Here is a 17,873-nt window from a genome sequence, read left to right as displayed (position 1 = left end):
TTAGACTAGATTAGCGTAAACCAGCATCTAACGTAATGCCAAAGCCCCGGATTGAATCGCAAAACTGAGTCTTCTCTTCCTGGAACAAACCAACCTAAGAAAGCGATTGTAATAGAGAAAAATAGCATTGCTAAAACTGCAATGCGTATTGTGTAACACATAACTTTTGTGCGCAAAGTTGTACAATCTTCTACGTTTGCGTATTTTTCTAGAAAAACAGTAATTCCGATTATTGCGCTTAGCGAGAATGCCCACCCAAAGTCAGCAATATAACGCCACCCAATTCCTGCTTTTAAGCTGTTGAAAACAACAACAATCATTGCAAGAATTAAAGCACATATAGTAAGTCTTGATGCAAATTTGCTCATTTTTTTAATCATTAACAAAGAACAAATAACGCCAATAAATGCCAATGGAGCAAGAGTAAACATTCCGCCAATCATTGGCTCTGCGTATTGCCATCTATTGAAAGCAATAGGATTAATCGAAATCCAAGGGAAAACTGGCGTAAAGCGTAATGGCAAAGCTAAATAACTTAAAATCGAAGGAATAATGTTTTGCAATGGAAGCCGCATTGTAGTCATGTCTGTAATAGTAATTTGATATTCGTTACCAAAGTTAAATGGCGACCCAAATCTTAAAGCGTTATACAATCCGATTGGTATTGCAACTATTACAAACGGCACAATCACGCTTAAAACTAGCTTTATTATTTGCTTTAAGTCTTCTTTTATGATTTTCTTGCTAGAAATTAAATGCTTAAAATAAAAGTAAATATTGTTGTAAAAAAGCGGTATTGCAAGCAAAAACGCGATTATAAATGTTGGTCTGCATCCTAGATTTAGAGATATAAACAAAGATCCTAATGCAATGTGCTTAGCAGATATTTGATAAATAGAATTGTAAGATTCGTTGGATTCTTGTGCTTGATTTTCATCTTTTGCAATGCCATTTTTAGCAGCGCCAAGATAAAACCATAATCCTAAAGATGTAAAGAATAGCGAAGCTGCCATTGGAACACTATAGAATGATGTTCTAAACCATAAGTAAACGGTGTTAGATGTAATAAAGAACAATGCTAAGCAAATAGACACGCAAGCAAGAGACGCTCGTTTGTTTATTCGCTCAATAAGTCTAATCACTAGAAGAGAGCCCGAAATTAAGAATCCCACTAGGCATATAAGAGTTGCGATTGTTGTTGGAAGCATTGCTCCGCCATTAATCCACAAACTCGATATAAGTCTGTAAGGCATAAAGAATAAAACAGCTGGAATTACGCCAAAATACGAGTACCAGTGGCCGTTGTAATACGCGTGGTCCCAATAAATATTGTGCACTAAATCAGAAAGAAGCTTGTTTCTTGCAATTGGATCGTACGGATTAGTAAGATTTTGCATTTGCTTAGGAACAGGCAAGTCAAGATATGTTTTGCCTTTAATAAGAGCATCTGCTGTGCGCGCATATTGGTCAAAATCGTACGTGTAGTTTCCAGCAACGTCAAAATGCATTGGAATACCGTTAAAAACATTCCAAACGATTGCAACAACAGCTATAGCAATAAATGGAGTCCAAGATAAAACGAGTAAAAGTCTTTGATTAAAACTTTTTGTATTAAGTTTTATTTTCCACAATTTAGACCAAGGATTCCACAAAGAAATCAAAATTGAAACGACTATAAGAAGAAGAACGCGGCCCCAATTCCAGCTGAAAGGTGCTCTAACATTTGCTTTTGCGTCCTCAACGTCTACAACGTCTCCTTTAGGGTGTTGTATCCATAATCTAAGCGTGCTTTTAGCTCCAACCGCTTGATCTGGAACAGGAAGCATAGCAAAACTAATAGCTCTAGGGTTTGTGCTTAAAGGCTTTCCAGCGATTTTATTAACATCAATGCGTACATGCACGTCTGTTTTAACAGGACTTTTGCCAATTTTTTTCGGCGTAATTAGTGAAGGCTTAAGCTGAATGTACGGCGAAGATCCGTCGGAATTAACTTCTAAATAAGATTCCGAAGGGTCTGTAATTAAAAGTCCTCCAGAAGAAAGTCTTTTAATTCCAGGGCCAGTAAGATTGTGAGCAAACATGCTATCTGTGCTGCCAGTAACGCTATTCCAAAATGGAATATTCCCAACAGTGCATTCAAACAATGCTATTAACAGCAAGATTGCTAAAGGCGCGCGAAGCACGCGAAAAATGTTGTGTAGCGCGCAATTGGCAAAATTAGCTGTTTTTTTCATAGAAATCTAAAATCCTATTCTTCCGCTACCAAATCAAGATAGTCGTCGCTCCACAAGTCTTCGTCGCCGTCTGGCATAAGAAGAACTCTTTCTGGGTTTAGCGCAAGAACTGCTCCTTCGTCGTGAGTAACTAACACAATTGCGCCTTCGTATTTAGAAATTGCTTTAAGAATTTCTTCGCGAGAAGCTGGGTCTAAGTTATTAGTAGGCTCATCAAGCAAAAGAACGTTTGCTTTAGAAGTTACAAGAGTTGCCAACGCTAGGCGAGTTTTCTCGCCGCCAGAAAGCACTTTAGCGGGTTTCATGGCGTCATCTCCCGAAAACAGGAAGCTTCCAAGCATTGATCTTGCTTGAGTGTCGTTTAATTCTGGCGCAACGTGTTGAAGATTTTCTAAAACAGTTGCATCTAAGTCTAAAGTATCGTGCTCTTGCGCAAAATAGCCTATTTTGCATCCGTGTCCATATTCAACAACGCCAGTATCTGCGCTTTCTTCGCCAGCAAGAATGCGCAAAGTGGTAGTTTTTCCAGCGCCATTGTACCCAAGAATAACAACTCTCGAGCCTTTATCTATAGCCAAATTTATTCCAGCAAATACGATGTTTGAACCATAAGCTTTTGAAATATCTTTAGCCATAATAGGAGTGCGTCCGCAAGGAGCAGGCTCTGGGAATCGAATGTCTGCTACTTTTTCGCGGCTTTGAGCTTCGCTTGTTTCACTCAATAGGCGTTCAGCTCTGCGCATCATATTTTGAGCTGCTACTGCTTTAGTCGCTTTTGCGTGAAGTCGGATTCCTTGCTTCATAAGTCGCTCCGCCTTCTTTTCTGCAACTTCGCGCTCTCTTCGTCTTCGCTCTTCGTCTACAACGCGCTGATGCAAGTATGCTTTCCAGCCCATTGAATACATGTCTATTTGAGCCAATTGTGCATCTAAATGCCAAACTTTATTAACAACTTCGTCTAGCAACTCTGTTGAGTGAGATATAACAAGGAATCCACCAGAGAATTTTTTCAGATAGTTTCGCAACCATATTATGGAATCTGCGTCTAAGTGGTTAGTAGGCTCATCTAAAATCAGCGTATCTGCATTAGAAAAAAGTATTCTCGCAAGTTCGATTCGCCTGCGTTGGCCGCCAGAAAGTGTTCCAAGAGCTTGTTTCATAACTTCTTGTGGGAGTCCAAGGCTATTTGCCATTGATATTGCTTCTGATTGAACAGCGTATCCACCAGCTTTTTCAAAGTCATTAATTGCTTTATCGTAGCGATTCATGGCTTTTGTCATAATGTCTGGATCTGGATTCGTCATGTCTTTTTCTGCTTTTCGTATACGAGATACGATTGACGAAATATCGCGAGCGCTCATAATTCTATCTAACGCGCTTTGCTCTGGATCTGCTGCATGTGTGTCTTGTGGAAGATATCCTAACGAGCCGCTTACTTTTACGCTTCCTCCAGCTGGAAGAGTTTCTCCAGTAATTACGCGCGTAAGTGTTGTTTTTCCAGCGCCATTCCTTCCGACTAAGCCTATTTTGTCGCCTTTTGTAACATGAAAATCTGTTGGGCTTAATAGCGTGCGCGCACCAATTTGTATAGTAAGTCCTTGTGCGTCAATGGCCATTTTTTACCCACCCCTTAAGTTCTATTCTTGAAAAATCGTAATTAAGATATTAATTGAAATATGTTAACCAAACTCCCGATTATACCGTTAGGCTTGCATAGGATTAGCAACACGCAGTAAGCAACATATTTCGAACATGTGTTCTATAATGAATGATATTATAAAACAGGCACGTAATCAAGATTTAGTTTTGCAATTTTGATTCATATACGCTAAGCATCTTAAGGAGGTAGAATGCAAAAACACTTGGATTCTTTACAAAGTAAGCAATCGTTTTCAATAAAAGATGCAAACATGAGCGCTACAAGCATGAATACTAAAGATGGAAATAATAATCAAAAAAACAATGTACTTCAATCCTTTATTGATTCGGCGCCAATTATAAAAAATAATGGTAATTTAATATACGACTTAAGTGATGTTCCTTCCGACTTAAAAATAACTGTTCAAGGTGCAAGAGAGCATAATCTAAAGAATGTTAATTTACAATTGCCTAGAAATAGGATGATTGTTTTTACTGGACTATCTGGTTCTGGTAAATCTTCTCTTGCTTTTGACACTCTTTTTGCAGAAGGTCAAAGGCGTTATGTGGAATCCTTAAGTGCGTATGCAAGGCAATTCCTTGGAAGAATGGATAAGCCAGACGTAGATTTTATTGAAGGCTTAAGCCCAGCAGTATCGATTGATCAAAAAACCACTAATCGCAATCCTCGTTCTACTGTTGGTACGATTACGGAGATTTATGACTATTTAAGGCTTCTTTTTGCTCGCGTAGGTGTTCCACATTGCCCTAAATGTGGGGAAATCGTTAGTGCGCAAACCCCTCAACAAATAGCTAACGCATTGCTTTCTTTGCCGCAAAAAACAAGGTTGCAATTACTGGCTCCTATTGTTAACGGCAGAAAAGGTGAGTTTAAAGATACAATTACTCTTCTTAGGTCAGACGGCTATTCTAGAGCGCTTGTAGACGGGCAAATGCGCGAGCTTTCTGAAGATATTACTTTAGAAAAACAAAAGAAACACACAATCGAAGTTATTGTAGATAGGTTAGTTATAAAAGATGGCATACGTACACGTCTTACAGATTCTATAGAAACAGCACTAAAGCTTTCTAAAGGTATTGTTGTTGCTGATTTTGTAGACGAAGATGCTTCCTCTAAAAACAGGCGTCAAAGTTTTTCCGAAAATATGGCATGCCCGAATAGCCATCAATTTAACCTATTAGAGATAGAGCCAAGAACGTTCTCATTCAATGCTCCGTATGGAGCATGCCATGATTGCTCTGGAATAGGTTACAATCTAGAGATTGACCCTGCTCTTGTTGTTCCAAATACAGAAAAGTCACTTAACGAAGGCGCTATAGAACCTTGGGCATTAAATAAAGCAGCTGGAGAATACTACAGGCATGTGTTAAAAGGCTTAAGCGTAGAGCTTGGTTTTAGTATGGATACGCCGTGGGAAAATCTTCCAAAAGATGTGCAAGATTCAATACTCTATGGCCATGATTTTGAAGTAAAAGTATCGTATAAAAATCGATGGGGTAGGCAGAGAGAGTATTCAACAGGATTTGAGGGCGTAGTGCGTACTCTTATGCGTAAGCATGACGAAACAGACTCAGATCAAATGCGTCAATACTACGAGTCATACATGCGGGAAGTGCCATGCTTAACATGCAAAGGAAAAAGACTTAATCCAGAAGTCTTGTCTATTAAAGTTGGCTCGTGCTCAATCGCAGACGTATGCGATATGCCTATTGAAAAAAGTCTTGAATGGATTAATTCATTAAAACTAGAAGGCTCAAAAAAGATAATTGCTAAAGAGATTGTAAAAGAAATCAAAGCAAGACTAGGATTCTTAAATGACGTTGGCTTAAACTACTTAACTCTTTCTAGAGCAGCAAAAACTCTTTCTGGCGGAGAAGCTCAAAGAATAAGACTTGCAACGCAAATAGGGTCTGGGCTAGTTGGTGTTATGTACGTTCTTGACGAACCGTCTATTGGTCTTCATCAAAGAGACAACGAAAAGCTTATATCAACGTTGCACAATCTTAGAGATCTTGGAAATACGCTTATAGTTGTAGAACACGACGAAGATACAATACGAAAGTCAGACTGGCTTGTAGACATTGGTCCAGAAGCTGGAGAAAACGGTGGAGAAGTTGTATATTGCGGCCCTGCAAAACACATAACAGAGGCAAAGCGATCAATTACAGGAGACTATATTGCAAAAAGACGCACAATAGATGTTCCTAAAAAACGCCGCAAAATCAACAAAAGTCGTAAGCTAACTATTGTTGGTGCAAAAGAGCACAATCTTAAAAACATAGATGTAGAAATACCTTTAGGTGTATTTACTTGCATAACAGGAGTATCTGGATCTGGAAAGTCAAGCTTAATCAACTCAATACTTTACCCAGTTTTGGCAGATAAGCTAAACGGCGCCCGCATTGTTCCAGGATTGCATAAGCGCGTTGATGGAGTAGACAATTGCGATAAGGTTGTTCACGTAGATCAAAATCCTATTGGTAGAACGCCTAGATCAAACCCTGCAACCTACACTGGAGTTTGTGATAAAATTCGCTCGCTTTTTGCTCAAACTCCAGAAGCGAAAGTTAGAGGGTATGGTCCTGGAAGATTCTCGTTTAACGTAAAAGGCGGAAGGTGTGAAGCTTGTAGTGGAGACGGAACGCTTAAAATCGAGATGAATTTTTTGCCAGACGTATACGTGCAATGCGAAGAATGTCACGGAAAAAGATATAATCGAGACACTCTAGAAGTAAAGTACAATGGTAAAACTATTTCAGACGTGCTAGATATGCCAATATCGCAAGCTGCTGTGTTCTTTAAAGCATATCCGTCTATTTCTAGATACTTAGAGACTTTAGTTAAAGTTGGCTTAGGCTATATTCGGCTTGGCCAAAGTGCTCCAACACTTTCTGGCGGAGAGTCGCAAAGAGTAAAGCTTGCTACGGAACTACAAAAGCGTTCTACTGGAAAAACCGTTTATATTCTAGATGAACCTACTACGGGCTTGCATTTTGAAGATGTTCGTAAGCTTTTAAGTGTTCTTCAATCTTTAGTAGATAAAGGAAATAGTGTAATAGTTATTGAGCACAATCTTGATGTTGTAAAATGCGCAGATTGGATTATAGATTTAGGCCCAGAAGGAGGAGATAAAGGCGGCGAAATCGTGGCAACTGGTACTCCAGAAGATGTTGCAAAGCAGCCAGAAAGCTGGACTGGTAAATTCTTAAAGTCAATGCTGGAATAGAGCAAAATCAGCAGTATTTAAGTAAAAATTTATGAATAATTTTATGAATATCTTATGAAAGGAGGTGAGATAATGAATATTCTAAATTCTAAAGAATCAAATATTAGAGAAGATAGAGAAACTATAGAAAATATAGAAACTAGTAGGGGAGAATGGAAGAAAACTCACCTATCTAAATATGATGAAAGTAATGCTAACTACTTTGATAATTCATCTAAAAATGACTTTGGTGCTCCTCTTTTAGGAGATAGTCGTGATTTATTTAGGCCAAAAACTTCCGATATTCCAAATCAACCTGGAGTATACAAGTGGAGAGATGAGCGTGGAAAAGTAATATACGTTGGAAAAGCAAAAAGTTTAAGAAACAGGCTATCGAATTATTTTCAGCCATTAAATCAGCTTCATCCTAGAACGCAATCAATGGTATTAACAGCTAGAAGTTTAGAATGGACTGTTGTAAACACGGAGCTTGAGGCTTTAACTCTTGAATATACTTGGATTAAAGAGTTTAATCCAAAATTCAACATTGTTTTTAAAGATGATAAAACATACCCATATATTGCTGTATCGGTAAACGATGATTTTCCAAGAGTTTGGATTACTAGAAATCGAAACTCAAAGTCAACGCAATATTTTGGACCGTATGCAAAAGTTTGGCAATTAAAGCACAGCTTGGATTCTTTGCTAAAAACTTTTCCAGTTAGAACATGCAGACAGTCTGTTTTCAATAAAGCACAAAAAACAGGAAGGCCTTGTCTTCTTGCGTCTATTGGAAAATGCTCTGCACCTTGCGTCCAAAAAGTAGACAAAAAAACGCATAGAAACAATGTTGAACAATTAGTTGGCATTTTAACTGGCGCTATTGGAGATTCCTACATTAACGATTTAACTAGAAAAATGAAGGAGTTAAGCGATAATTTAGATTTTGAAAATGCTGCAAAAATAAGAGACAAAATCAACATTTTTAGAACTGTTATTCAACAAAATTCTGTTGTTTTTAACGATCAAGTAGAAGCTGATGTTTTTGGATTTAGTGCAGATTCGATTGATGCATGCGTTCACGCGTTTTTTGTTAGAGAAGGGCTGATACGCGGAGAAAAAAATTGGCAAGTCGAAAGAAGCGAAGACATTAGTGATGCAGATATAATCGCAAATTTGCTTATACGAGTTTATTCTGAATATGAATCAAATAATGATTTGCAATATGAAAACTCTTTAAAAATAGAGCAATCCAGGAATGCGTTACAAATCGACTATTCTAGTGGCCAAAATATAAATTCGTCGTATAGAGCTAAAGAAACAAAAGAACGCAAAAAGCGCCAAGAAACAACTGGAAGAGGGGATTTGCTTGACCCTATTTGCCCGATTCCTAGGGAGATTATTGTTCCTATTGAATTAGATAACTCTCAAAAAGAAAATATTGAAAGCTGGCTTAGTGGTTTAAGAGGGTCAAAAGTAACTATTAAAGTTGCAGAACGTGGAGATAAGCGTTCGCTTATGGATCAAGCAAACTTGAATGCTGAGCAGTCTCTTAAACAGATGAAAACAAGTAGGATTTCTACTTTAGAATCTAGAACTAATGCTATGAATCAAGTTGCTGCAGCTCTTTCAATGAGTGAAGCTCCTTTGCGAATTGAATGCTACGATATTTCAAACTCAGCTGATGGAAGATATCAAGTTGCATCAATGGTTGTTTTTGAAGATGGAATTGCTAAACCTAGTGAATATAGAAGATTTTCTATAAAAGGACCTAATGGCATTGGCCAACTAGACGATTTAAGCGCATTATATGAAACTATTTCTAGACGTTTTAAGCATAAAGATGAAAGTAATAGTGATGTGGATGATGATAGCGTAGAAAATCCTCCACAATCATCCTCTAAAAAATTTGCGTACAAGCCCAATCTTGTAATCGTCGATGGCGGTATTGAGCAAGCAAAAGCAGCTCAAAAAGCAATGATTGATTGCAATGTTAAAGGCATAACAGTATGTGGATTGTCTAAAAAATTAGAAGAAGTTTGGCTACCTAATAATCAATACCCAATTATTCTAAAAAGAAGCTCCGAAGGATTGTATTTGCTTCAAAGAGCTAGAGACGAATCTCATCGTTTTGCTATTGCTTATCATAGAAAAAAACGCGCAAAGGCAATGTTGTATTCATCTATTGACTCAATTCCTGGAATTGGTGAATCTTATAAAAAACGTTTGCTTTCAAAATTTGGTAGTGTTAAAAATCTAAAAGAAGCAAGCATAGAAGAGTTGCAAAAAGTTCCTGGAATCGGTTTGTTAAAGGCTAAAACTATTTATGAGTTTTTGCACTCTCAATAAATCTAAACAATTCTATGGCATGTTGATTAGTCATGATAAGCAACTAGCCTTATAAGTATGTCTCAAGAAATCGAAATAGGTTTGGGCAAAAAAGCCCGAGTTGCTTACTCACTAGACGATATTGCTATACTTCCTTCTCGTCGTTCTCGCGACCCAAAGGCTGTATCTACATCATGGCAAGTCGACGCTTATAGTTTTGACGTACCAGTGATTGCTGCGCCAATGGATTCTGTTACAAGCCCAGATACGGCTATTGCAATGGGCCAAATGGGAGCGTTGGGCGTGCTAGATTTGGAAGGATTGTGGACTCGTTACGAGAATCCAGAACCACTTCTTAAAGAAATCTCAGAGCTTAAAGACGAAGTTGCAACTAAGCGCATACAGGAGATTTATTCGGAGCCAATCAAGCCAGAACTTATTGTTAAGCGCTTGCACACAATTCGCGATGCAGGTGTTACGGTTGCAGGTGCTCTTTCTCCGCAACGCACTCAAGAATTTTATTCTACTGTTCTAGAAGCAGGCGTTGATTTATTTGTTATTCGCGGAACTGCTGTTAGTGCGGAGCATGTTTCTAAAGACCATGAGCCTCTTGACTTAAAGAAGTTTATTTACGATTTAGACGTTCCAGTTATTGTTGGAGGTTGCGCAGACTACACTTCCGCATTGCATCTTATGAGAACTGGTGCTGCTGGAATCCTTGTTGGTTTTGGCGGTGGCGCTGTTTCTGCAACAATGAATACGCTCGGAGTTCAAGCGCCTATGGCAACTGCTATTGCAGACGTTGCAGAAGCTCGCAGAGATTATATGGATGAGTCTGGTGGACGATACGTTCAAATTATTGCAGATGGCGGAATGGGAACGTCTGGTAACTTTATTAAGGCACTTGCTATGGGAGCAGATGCAGTAATGCTTGGCACTCCTTTAGCGCGCGCAACCGAGGCTCCAGGCCGAGGAATGCATTGGGGAGCAGAAGCTCGTCATCCTTCTTTGCCGCGTGGTATGCGAACGAATGTTGGAACTGTTGCTCCTCTTGAGAATATCTTGTTTGGGCCAAGTCATATGGCAGATGGAAAGACTAACCTTATTGGTGCTTTAAGGCGAACAATGGCATCTACTGGATATGTTGATGTTAAGAGTTTCCAGCGTTGTAGTGTTGTTTTTAACCCATTCCATCAAGATATAAGGTAAATCATTAAAATCCTATTATTATCTTATTAATGATGAATAGAATTGCGCGCTTGATTCAATTTTGAGTGCGCAATTCTTGTTTATAGGCCAAAAAGTGTGTAAAGCTAAGTTGATGAATGTTCTTGAAATAGAATTAGTAAGTTAGCTTTTAGCTCATAATCCCGTTTTTGATAGTTTTGTTTTGTTTTTGCTAATAAACTTAATATTCCAGAATTTTGCAAAGTCAAGTTAGTTTTCAACACCATTATTGATATAACATGTGTAAGTCTATAGAGATTATCTATATATATAGGATTATCGATATAAATAATCTATTATAAAAATACGGTTAAATCTAGATTCTTAAGCAAGCTATTTAACACGTTTAACTAAAAATATTGCAAAAAACAATAAAAGATTTTAGCAAACAAGTAAAGATTGGAGTTGTTATGAGCCTTATTGGTACGCATATTCTTCCGTTTAAGGTAAATGGATACAAGAATGGCAATTTTGTAGAAGTAAGCGACAATGACGTTCTTGGAAAATGGGCTATTTTCTTCTTCTATCCAGCAGACTTTTCATTCGTGTGCCCAACAGAGCTTGAAGATCTTGCAAACCACTATGAAGAGCTTCAAAAATTAGGTGTAGAAGTTTATTCTGTTTCAACAGATACGCACTTTGTTCACAAAGCTTGGCACGATGATTCTAAAGCTATTGCAAAAGTTCAATACACAATGCTTGGAGACCCAAATGGCGCGCTTTCTAGAAACTTTAATGCGCTAAATGAGGAATCTGGTTTAGCTCATCGCGCAACTTTTTTGCTGGATCCTCAAGGCAATATTCAATTCTACGAGATGACAGCAGATGGAATCGGCAGAAACGCCGACGAGATGATTCGCAAAATTAAAGCTGCACAATTTATTGCATCTCACCCAGGAGAAGTATGCCCAGCAAAGTGGGAGCAGGGAGAAGAAACACTTGCTCCATCTATTGACTTAGTTGGAAAAATCTGATTTTAACAGTTGATTTTATTTGCTTATTTTAACTGCTGATTTTATCGACTGGTTTTAACACAATTTACACGTTGCTTTGATTGCTACAGAAAGTGAAAATAATGACTTTATTAGATTCAAATTTAACTACTCAACTTGCTGGATTGCTAGAAAAAATGGTTAATCCGATTAATCTTGTTGCGTACGTTGATAGTAGTGAAAATTCTCAAAAAGTTATTGAGCTTTTGCAAGAAGTAGCAAATCAAAGCAACAAAATCACTGTTATAAAAGGTGATAAAAGTAGCACGAAGCGAATCCCAAGTTTTTCAATTACTAATCCGCAAAATAACATTTCTGTAAGTTTTGCAGGTTTGCCACTTGGTCACGAGTTTAGCTCTTTAGTTTTGGCGATTTTGCAAGTAAGTGGTTATGCTCCAAAAATAAGTGACGAGCAGCGCAAAGCAATTTTGCAACTTGGAAGTCATGATATTACTACATACATGTCTGTTACTTGCATTAATTGCCCAGAGGTTGTTCAGTCACTTAATACAATTTCGATTATTAATCCAAAAGTAAAGCATATTGCTGTAGAAGGAAGCGCTTTCAAAGACGAGGTAGATGCTCTTGGTGTAATGAGTGTTCCTGCTGTTTTTGAAAACGGAAAGATGATTTCTTCTGGAAGGTCATCTATAGACGAATTAGTTGCGATGCTTTTAAGTCAAGAAGAAAATGGGGATTCTAGCGATTCAAGCGATTCTACGGAGGCAAGCGATTCTTCACTAGCGCAAAAAATGAACGCTAAAAACCCATACGACGTTCTTATTGTAGGCGGAGGTCCTGCTGCCAGCGCTGCTGCGATTTACACAGCTAGAAAAGGTCTTAAAACAGCAATGATTATGGACCACAGAGGCGGTCAGGTTGTTGAAACAGAAAGCATTGAAAACCACATTTCTCAAACGCACACAACAGGCGCAAAGCTGGCTAACGATTTAACAAACCACATTGCTCAATACAATATTGACGTATTTACTCCCGATTGGGCTACGTCTTTAGACGTTGCAGAAAAGCCTTACGGATTACACACAATTAACACTAAATCTGGCGGAAGTCTAAAAGCTAAAGCGGTGATTATTGCAACAGGCGCTACGTGGAGAACGCTTGGTGTTCCTGGAGAAGATGAATACAGAAACAGGGGAGTGTCGTTCTGCCCGCATTGCGATGGCCCTTTGTTTAAGAACAAGAATGTTGTAGTTGTTGGCGGAGGAAATTCTGGAGTCGAAGCTGCAATAGACTTAGCAGGAATTGCAAATCACGTTACTGTTATAGAGTTTATGGATTCTCTTAAAGCGGATCAAATATTGCTAAACACTTTACATTCTCTTTCTAATGCAAATGTAATAACAAGTGCATCCCTTAGCAAAATAGATGGAGATAACAAAAAAGTTACCGCAGTGCATTATATGGATCGCAATGAGAATAATGCGGAAAATCGTGAGAAAATTTTACACACAGACGGAGTGTTTGTTCAAATTGGTTTAATGCCAAATACAAAGTGGATTGAAAATAAACTAAGCTTAAACAATCGAGCAGAAATAGTAACAGATAGAAAAGGATGCACGAGTATTCCTGGAATTTTTGCTGCTGGCGATTGCTCGGATGAGCCTTATAAGCAGATTGTTACAGCATACGGGTCTGGCGCAAATGCAGCTCTTAGTGCTTTCGACTATTTAATTAGAGACCCACATAATTAAAATCATGCATTGAACATTCATAGAACTCGCTTAGAATACGCATATAGCACGCCTATAGTACGCATAGAAAGATAAATACTTGAACATTAAATCGCTTGAATACTTAATTGCTTTTGCAAAAGAAGAAAGCTTTACAAAAGCTGCCGAGCGCATGCACGTTTCTCAGCCAACTTTATCTACGCAGATTAAAAAGCTAGAAGACACGCTTGGAGTTTGTCTTATTGAGAGGACTCCAGGAAAGCAGATTTTAACTCCTGCAGGAAGGGAAGTAGTGTATTATGCAAAGCGTATTCATTCAGATGTTTCTAACATTTATCAAGCAGCAAGGCGCTTAGAAGATCCTTGGTCTTCTACTATAGTTTTGGGCATTTTCCCAACATTATGCCCATATCTTTTGCCTAGAATAATACCTGTTCTGCGTAAGATTAAGCCGAATTTTACTATTCGTTTTGTTGAAGAAAAGTCCGCAACTTTAATCGAATTGCTAAATAATGGTCAAATCGATGCAGCAATATTGAGTGAAAAGTTAGACGAATCGTCAATAAAGGTTAATCACATTTTTGATGAAGATTTTGTTTTAGCAGCGTCAACAAATTCGCAATTAGGAAACCAAAAATCTCCAATCGATTTGTCTCAATTATCTAGTCAAAAAATACTTCTTTTGGAAGATGGACATTGTATGAGACGAAGTATGATTGATGTTTGTCAAAAGGTTGGAGCAAAACAGTCCGAATTTTGTGCAACATCTTTGGAAACCTTACGATACATGGTTGTTGGAAGCAAAGATGTAACATTACTTCCGCGTCTTGCGACTCTTCCGCCTATTGTTCAGCCAGCTGGTTTAACAATTCGCGAGTTTAATAGTCCAAAGCCGTACAGATCGCTGTACTTAAATTGGCGAGCTGCTTCTCCAGTAGACAAGATTATGGAAGGATTATGCACGATTATTTGTGGAACTTGCGCGAATTTGCATAAAAAATAGTTGCGATCATATATTTGCATATTTAACATGATTTAGCAGAATCTTAGTAAGATTTTCGATAAAATTTGATTGCATGCTTGCGATTCAACAATCATTTATATTTAGAATGTTCGCTATACTTAGAATGTTCAGTAAGAATCAATAAGATGCGTATAAATCAATTGTGTAGAATTTTATTGTCTTACGTTAAAGTTGTGCAATAAGAAAGAATGGGGATTATGCAAAACCAAGTGCAATCTAGCAATAACGCTGATTCAATCTGCCATAATGCAAAAAATTGCAATTATGACGCAGATAGAAGCATGCAGATTGCGCTACGTACAATTGATACGCTTTGGGAGAGCAAAAACTCAATTCCTGTTAAGCTATTTTCAAAAAAACATATTTTTAACGATTTTCCTTTTATGCCTAGCTCAACAAAACTGGGTTGGATTAAGATTTACGGCAAAAAACAAGGTATTTCAATTGGATTGTTTAGCAAAGATTGCAAGCGTTTTTACCAAGTTGCTGTTGCTGATTTAGAAGGCAGAGTTTACGAAGGACACACTGTAACAATTGAAGATACAACGGAAAATATACCCGAATTGTCTTTTGTTGAGCAAAACTCTATGACTCTTTCTAACTCAGATAGATTCTACGGTTGCATTGATAAAAAAACTACTCGAGCAAGCCATAAAGCGAGCCATAGCGCAAGCCATATCAAAAAAAGTGGTTTTAAGAATAAGTCAAATAATGATTTAGTTGTTATTAAGGGAGATGTTGTTGTTCAAACTTCTAAAGATGGCGGAATTCAATGGGTATCGTCTTGGATTCGCAAAGCAAATACTAAAAAAGAAACTTATACGCTAGAAGAAACGCGTGTAGATTTGCCTAATAATTTGCGTTGCAATCTTAGTTATTTTGACGCAATCGCTATATCTTACTTTGCGTCATTTTTTGTACCAGATATGTTGTTAGCTTTTAGTGGATTTGGATCTGGAAACATATTTAGGCATCTTACAAAAGAAGCACCTTTGAGGGCTATTAGGCGAAGCGTTTGCGACGCAAACACAGCAGAAAGAGCTGGTTTACGCGTTTCTGCAATGGAGAAATATTTTACGTACTTAATGGCAGACGCTGGAGCATTAGAGGACGCTGGAGCATTAGAGGCTGAACACGCCGCTGAAAGATTGCATTTGCAAAAATCTAAATGTTCAGACGCAAACTTTTTAGTTTGGGATGATTCTTTGGAAGCAAAATCCGCGTTAAAAGCTTTGCGTATAGAAGGTGCAATAAACAGATTCCAGTCTATTAGCAATTGCTTAGAAGAAAACTGCTCTAATGGCGGTGATTTAACAGAAAATAATGCAACTTATAATCAAGTTTGCGCAATGGATATGGCTTTTATAAACGATCCAGCTTTTTGCGCAAGTGGCGAGATCGACATGAATTCTTTTGGAAATCCGTTGCAAGACAACAATATTAGGCCATTATTGCATTTGCTTAATCGTGCAAGAAAATCTAATGATTTGTATATTTATAAAGCTAACGGATCTTCTAATTGTGAATGGTCGTACAGGCAAAGACTTTCTGAGCTAATCAGAAGCCTTTATTTGCCTTTTAGGTTCGATGCTGATTTTAGATCTAATTTAGATAGTGGAAATGTTGCATTAGCGTTTATGGCAACAGGCAATTCAATGATGCCTACTTTAACATACGATTCTGCTAAAAAAGATTTTGTTCCAATAAGCGAACAAAACAGATCCAAAATGACAACTAACTACAATCTTCGTATTGGATTAATGTTGGCTACTCTTGCTTTTGGTGCTAGCGAAGAAGTGCAAAACGTTTCAATAAGATTGGATTCAATCGGCTTAGAGGAAATGGTTGCAGCTCAAGACGTTGCTATGAATAAAATTTTAAGCCAAACGATTAATGCGATTAATCACATGAATAAAAATGCTGCAAGAGCAAAAGGCGATCCAAAAGATGGGGATATTCATGGAGATGTTAGTAATGGATTTGCTAATTTAGGATCGAACGCAGATAGTAGCTCGGATAGTGCTTCAGATAATTTTGTTGAAAGCGTTGTAGAAAATCTTGAAGATACAAGCGCGAACAACAGTGATAACAGTAGTAACACTAATCGTAGTGATAATAGCGATAGCAATAATAGCGCAAAAAACGAAGACCCAATGGCAGCGTTTAGCAAATCTCCTTCGATTATACCGTTGCTAACTGTTACTTTTACTAGAAAGTCGTTTTTAAAGCACATACGCGCAAACGGATTAAATAATCCTCTTGAAACGTATAAAAAGTTTAATGCAACTTTGCAAGTTGATGAAAACGGCTCATTAAACCAAATTGAGCCAACGTTTGACTTACGAGACAGTTGCTTTGCGCCGCATGGTGCTCAAGAAGAACCAGAGTTTTCCGACATAATTTTTGACGCAAAGTCGCAAGAATTGTTAGCAACTCAAGACGCAAAAGGCCTTTCAATACAGCGCGAAGACGTTTTACAACAAGCGGTTGCTGATTTTAATCACATAGCGTCTAAAGCAATTATGACGAACGCAGAAAAAGCTCGTATGGCAATGGATATTGTTGAAAGCATTAACGATCCAGAGCTAAACGATCAAGCAAACCATGTAATAAGTGCATTAATAGACGAAAAAGAAATACCAGAAATATCGTTTAACACTTCAAAAGATATTTACAATATGCGAGTGCATGCTCACGAACAATTTATGAGTGGAGATTTAGAAAGCGCAATCGAAGAGTATGAAAACAATATAAAGCATTTTGACGATATGTTTGCTTCTGGGGATGTTGTTCCAAGATACTTCAACTCGTATGCTGAGCGCGTTGTTTATAATCGCATGTTTGCAACGCAAAACGAGCAAATGAGGCTTATACCAGACGGACTTTTCTACGCGCATATGGAGATTGCGGATTTACTCGGCCAGCTTGGAAGGAGTAAAGAGGCGCTAAAACATCTAAATACAATGGTTTCTTATGCTCCAACGTATGTTATATCTCACTTAAAGTTAGCTTCGCAATTATCTCGTCAAGAAGATTGGCCTTCTGTAGAAGCAGTATGCTTAAACGCTTTACAAGTATGTTTCGATAGAGAAGATGCTGCGTTTATTTACTACAGGCTAGCATACGCAGAGTGGATGCAAGATAACTTCCCGCTCGCTGTTGCTGCATATATGGTTGCAGATGACTTGTTTAGTGAAAAAAATGAATCTCTAGAAGTAGAGCTTGCAGAACTCTTAAGTAGAGTTGAATCTCAATGCATTTCTGTTCCTAGAAGCTTGCATCAAGCAAAAGAAATGCTAGAAATCAATAATATTGTGAATTGGCCAGATGTTAATGCATATGAGATTATTGACGAAGCTGCAAAAGTCACTGTTAATGAGGGTATGTTTGTTATTGCGCGAACTCTTTCTGTTGCTAGATCTAGAATGCTGTTTAGAAACGATTCTTCTGAAAGTATTGTTCAAATGCAATTTTTGCGATCTCTTAACGCTTAATAAATTCTTGTTAAATGG

The 17,873-nt window shown here is 37.9% G+C and carries 9 protein-coding genes; 7 read left to right on the top strand and 2 right to left on the bottom strand.

Features of this window, described 5'->3' with window-relative positions; translation table 11 throughout:
• Positions 1 to 5: 5 nt before the first annotated feature.
• Together HXT23_RS02780 and HXT23_RS02775 are read right to left on the bottom strand one after the other, a co-directional pair.
• Positions 6 to 2,234, bottom strand: coding sequence for a beta-carotene 15,15'-monooxygenase (locus tag HXT23_RS02780; protein WP_410294357.1), 2,229 nt, complete (start codon positions 2,232 to 2,234; stop codon positions 6 to 8).
• A gap of 14 nt (positions 2,235 to 2,248) precedes the next feature.
• Positions 2,249 to 3,850 carry an ABC-F family ATP-binding cassette domain-containing protein gene (locus tag HXT23_RS02775; protein WP_410294356.1) on the bottom strand — a complete coding sequence of 534 codons (1,602 nt, stop codon included), beginning with the start codon at positions 3,848 to 3,850 and terminating at the stop codon, positions 2,249 to 2,251.
• A 294-nt stretch (positions 3,851 to 4,144) separates the two neighbouring features.
• Here HXT23_RS02775 and uvrA point away from each other — a divergent pair, with 294 nt between their 5' ends.
• The 7 genes from uvrA (at position 4,145) to HXT23_RS02740 (ending at position 17,855) form a co-directional block, all read left to right on the top strand.
• Complete coding sequence (gene uvrA / locus HXT23_RS02770) at positions 4,145 to 7,120, top strand: excinuclease ABC subunit UvrA (RefSeq protein WP_422113076.1); 2,976 nt, start codon at positions 4,145 to 4,147, stop codon at positions 7,118 to 7,120.
• 72 nt (positions 7,121 to 7,192) lie between these two features.
• Positions 7,193 to 9,448: an excinuclease ABC subunit UvrC gene (gene uvrC, locus HXT23_RS02765; protein ID WP_422113055.1), complete on the top strand. Its 2,256-nt coding sequence runs from the start codon at positions 7,193 to 7,195 to the stop codon at positions 9,446 to 9,448.
• Positions 9,449 to 9,505: 57 nt separating this feature from the next.
• Entirely contained in the window at positions 9,506 to 10,636 is a 1,131-nt protein-coding gene (locus HXT23_RS02760; RefSeq protein WP_004130903.1) for a GuaB3 family IMP dehydrogenase-related protein, read from the top strand.
• A gap of 428 nt (positions 10,637 to 11,064) precedes the next feature.
• Entirely contained in the window at positions 11,065 to 11,628 is a 564-nt protein-coding gene (gene ahpC / locus HXT23_RS02755; protein ID WP_101889301.1) for an alkyl hydroperoxide reductase subunit C, read from the top strand.
• 101 nt (positions 11,629 to 11,729) lie between these two features.
• Positions 11,730 to 13,358 carry an alkyl hydroperoxide reductase subunit F gene (gene ahpF, locus HXT23_RS02750; RefSeq protein ID WP_422113054.1) on the top strand — a complete coding sequence of 543 codons (1,629 nt, stop codon included), beginning with the start codon at positions 11,730 to 11,732 and terminating at the stop codon, positions 13,356 to 13,358.
• Between the two features lie 79 nt (positions 13,359 to 13,437).
• Positions 13,438 to 14,340, top strand: a complete 903-nt coding sequence (locus HXT23_RS02745; RefSeq protein ID WP_016635329.1) for a LysR substrate-binding domain-containing protein — start codon at positions 13,438 to 13,440, stop codon at positions 14,338 to 14,340.
• Positions 14,341 to 14,558: 218 nt separating this feature from the next.
• Positions 14,559 to 17,855, top strand: a complete 3,297-nt coding sequence (locus HXT23_RS02740) for a tetratricopeptide repeat protein (protein WP_422113053.1) — start codon at positions 14,559 to 14,561, stop codon at positions 17,853 to 17,855.
• Positions 17,856 to 17,873: the final 18 nt, after the last annotated feature.

This window comes from Gardnerella sp. DNF00257 (assembly GCF_049262745.1).
GTDB classification, from domain to species: Bacteria; Actinomycetota; Actinomycetes; order Actinomycetales; family Bifidobacteriaceae; genus Bifidobacterium; species Bifidobacterium piotii.
This window is presented reverse-complemented; position numbering and strand designations above follow the sequence as displayed.

Coding starts and splice junctions, on each gene's coding strand:
- HXT23_RS02740 (WP_422113053.1), top strand. CDS start 14,559: ATGCAAAACCAAGTGCAATCTAGCAATAACGCTGATTCAATCTGCCAT.
- uvrC (WP_422113055.1), top strand. CDS start 7,193: ATGAATATTCTAAATTCTAAAGAATCAAATATTAGAGAAGATAGAGAA.
- ahpF (WP_422113054.1), top strand. CDS start 11,730: ATGACTTTATTAGATTCAAATTTAACTACTCAACTTGCTGGATTGCTA.
- ahpC (WP_101889301.1), top strand. CDS start 11,065: ATGAGCCTTATTGGTACGCATATTCTTCCGTTTAAGGTAAATGGATAC.
- uvrA (WP_422113076.1), top strand. CDS start 4,145: ATGAGCGCTACAAGCATGAATACTAAAGATGGAAATAATAATCAAAAA.
- HXT23_RS02775 (WP_410294356.1), bottom strand. CDS start 3,850: ATGGCCATTGACGCACAAGGACTTACTATACAAATTGGTGCGCGCACG.
- HXT23_RS02760 (WP_004130903.1), top strand. CDS start 9,506: ATGTCTCAAGAAATCGAAATAGGTTTGGGCAAAAAAGCCCGAGTTGCT.
- HXT23_RS02780 (WP_410294357.1), bottom strand. CDS start 2,234: ATGAAAAAAACAGCTAATTTTGCCAATTGCGCGCTACACAACATTTTT.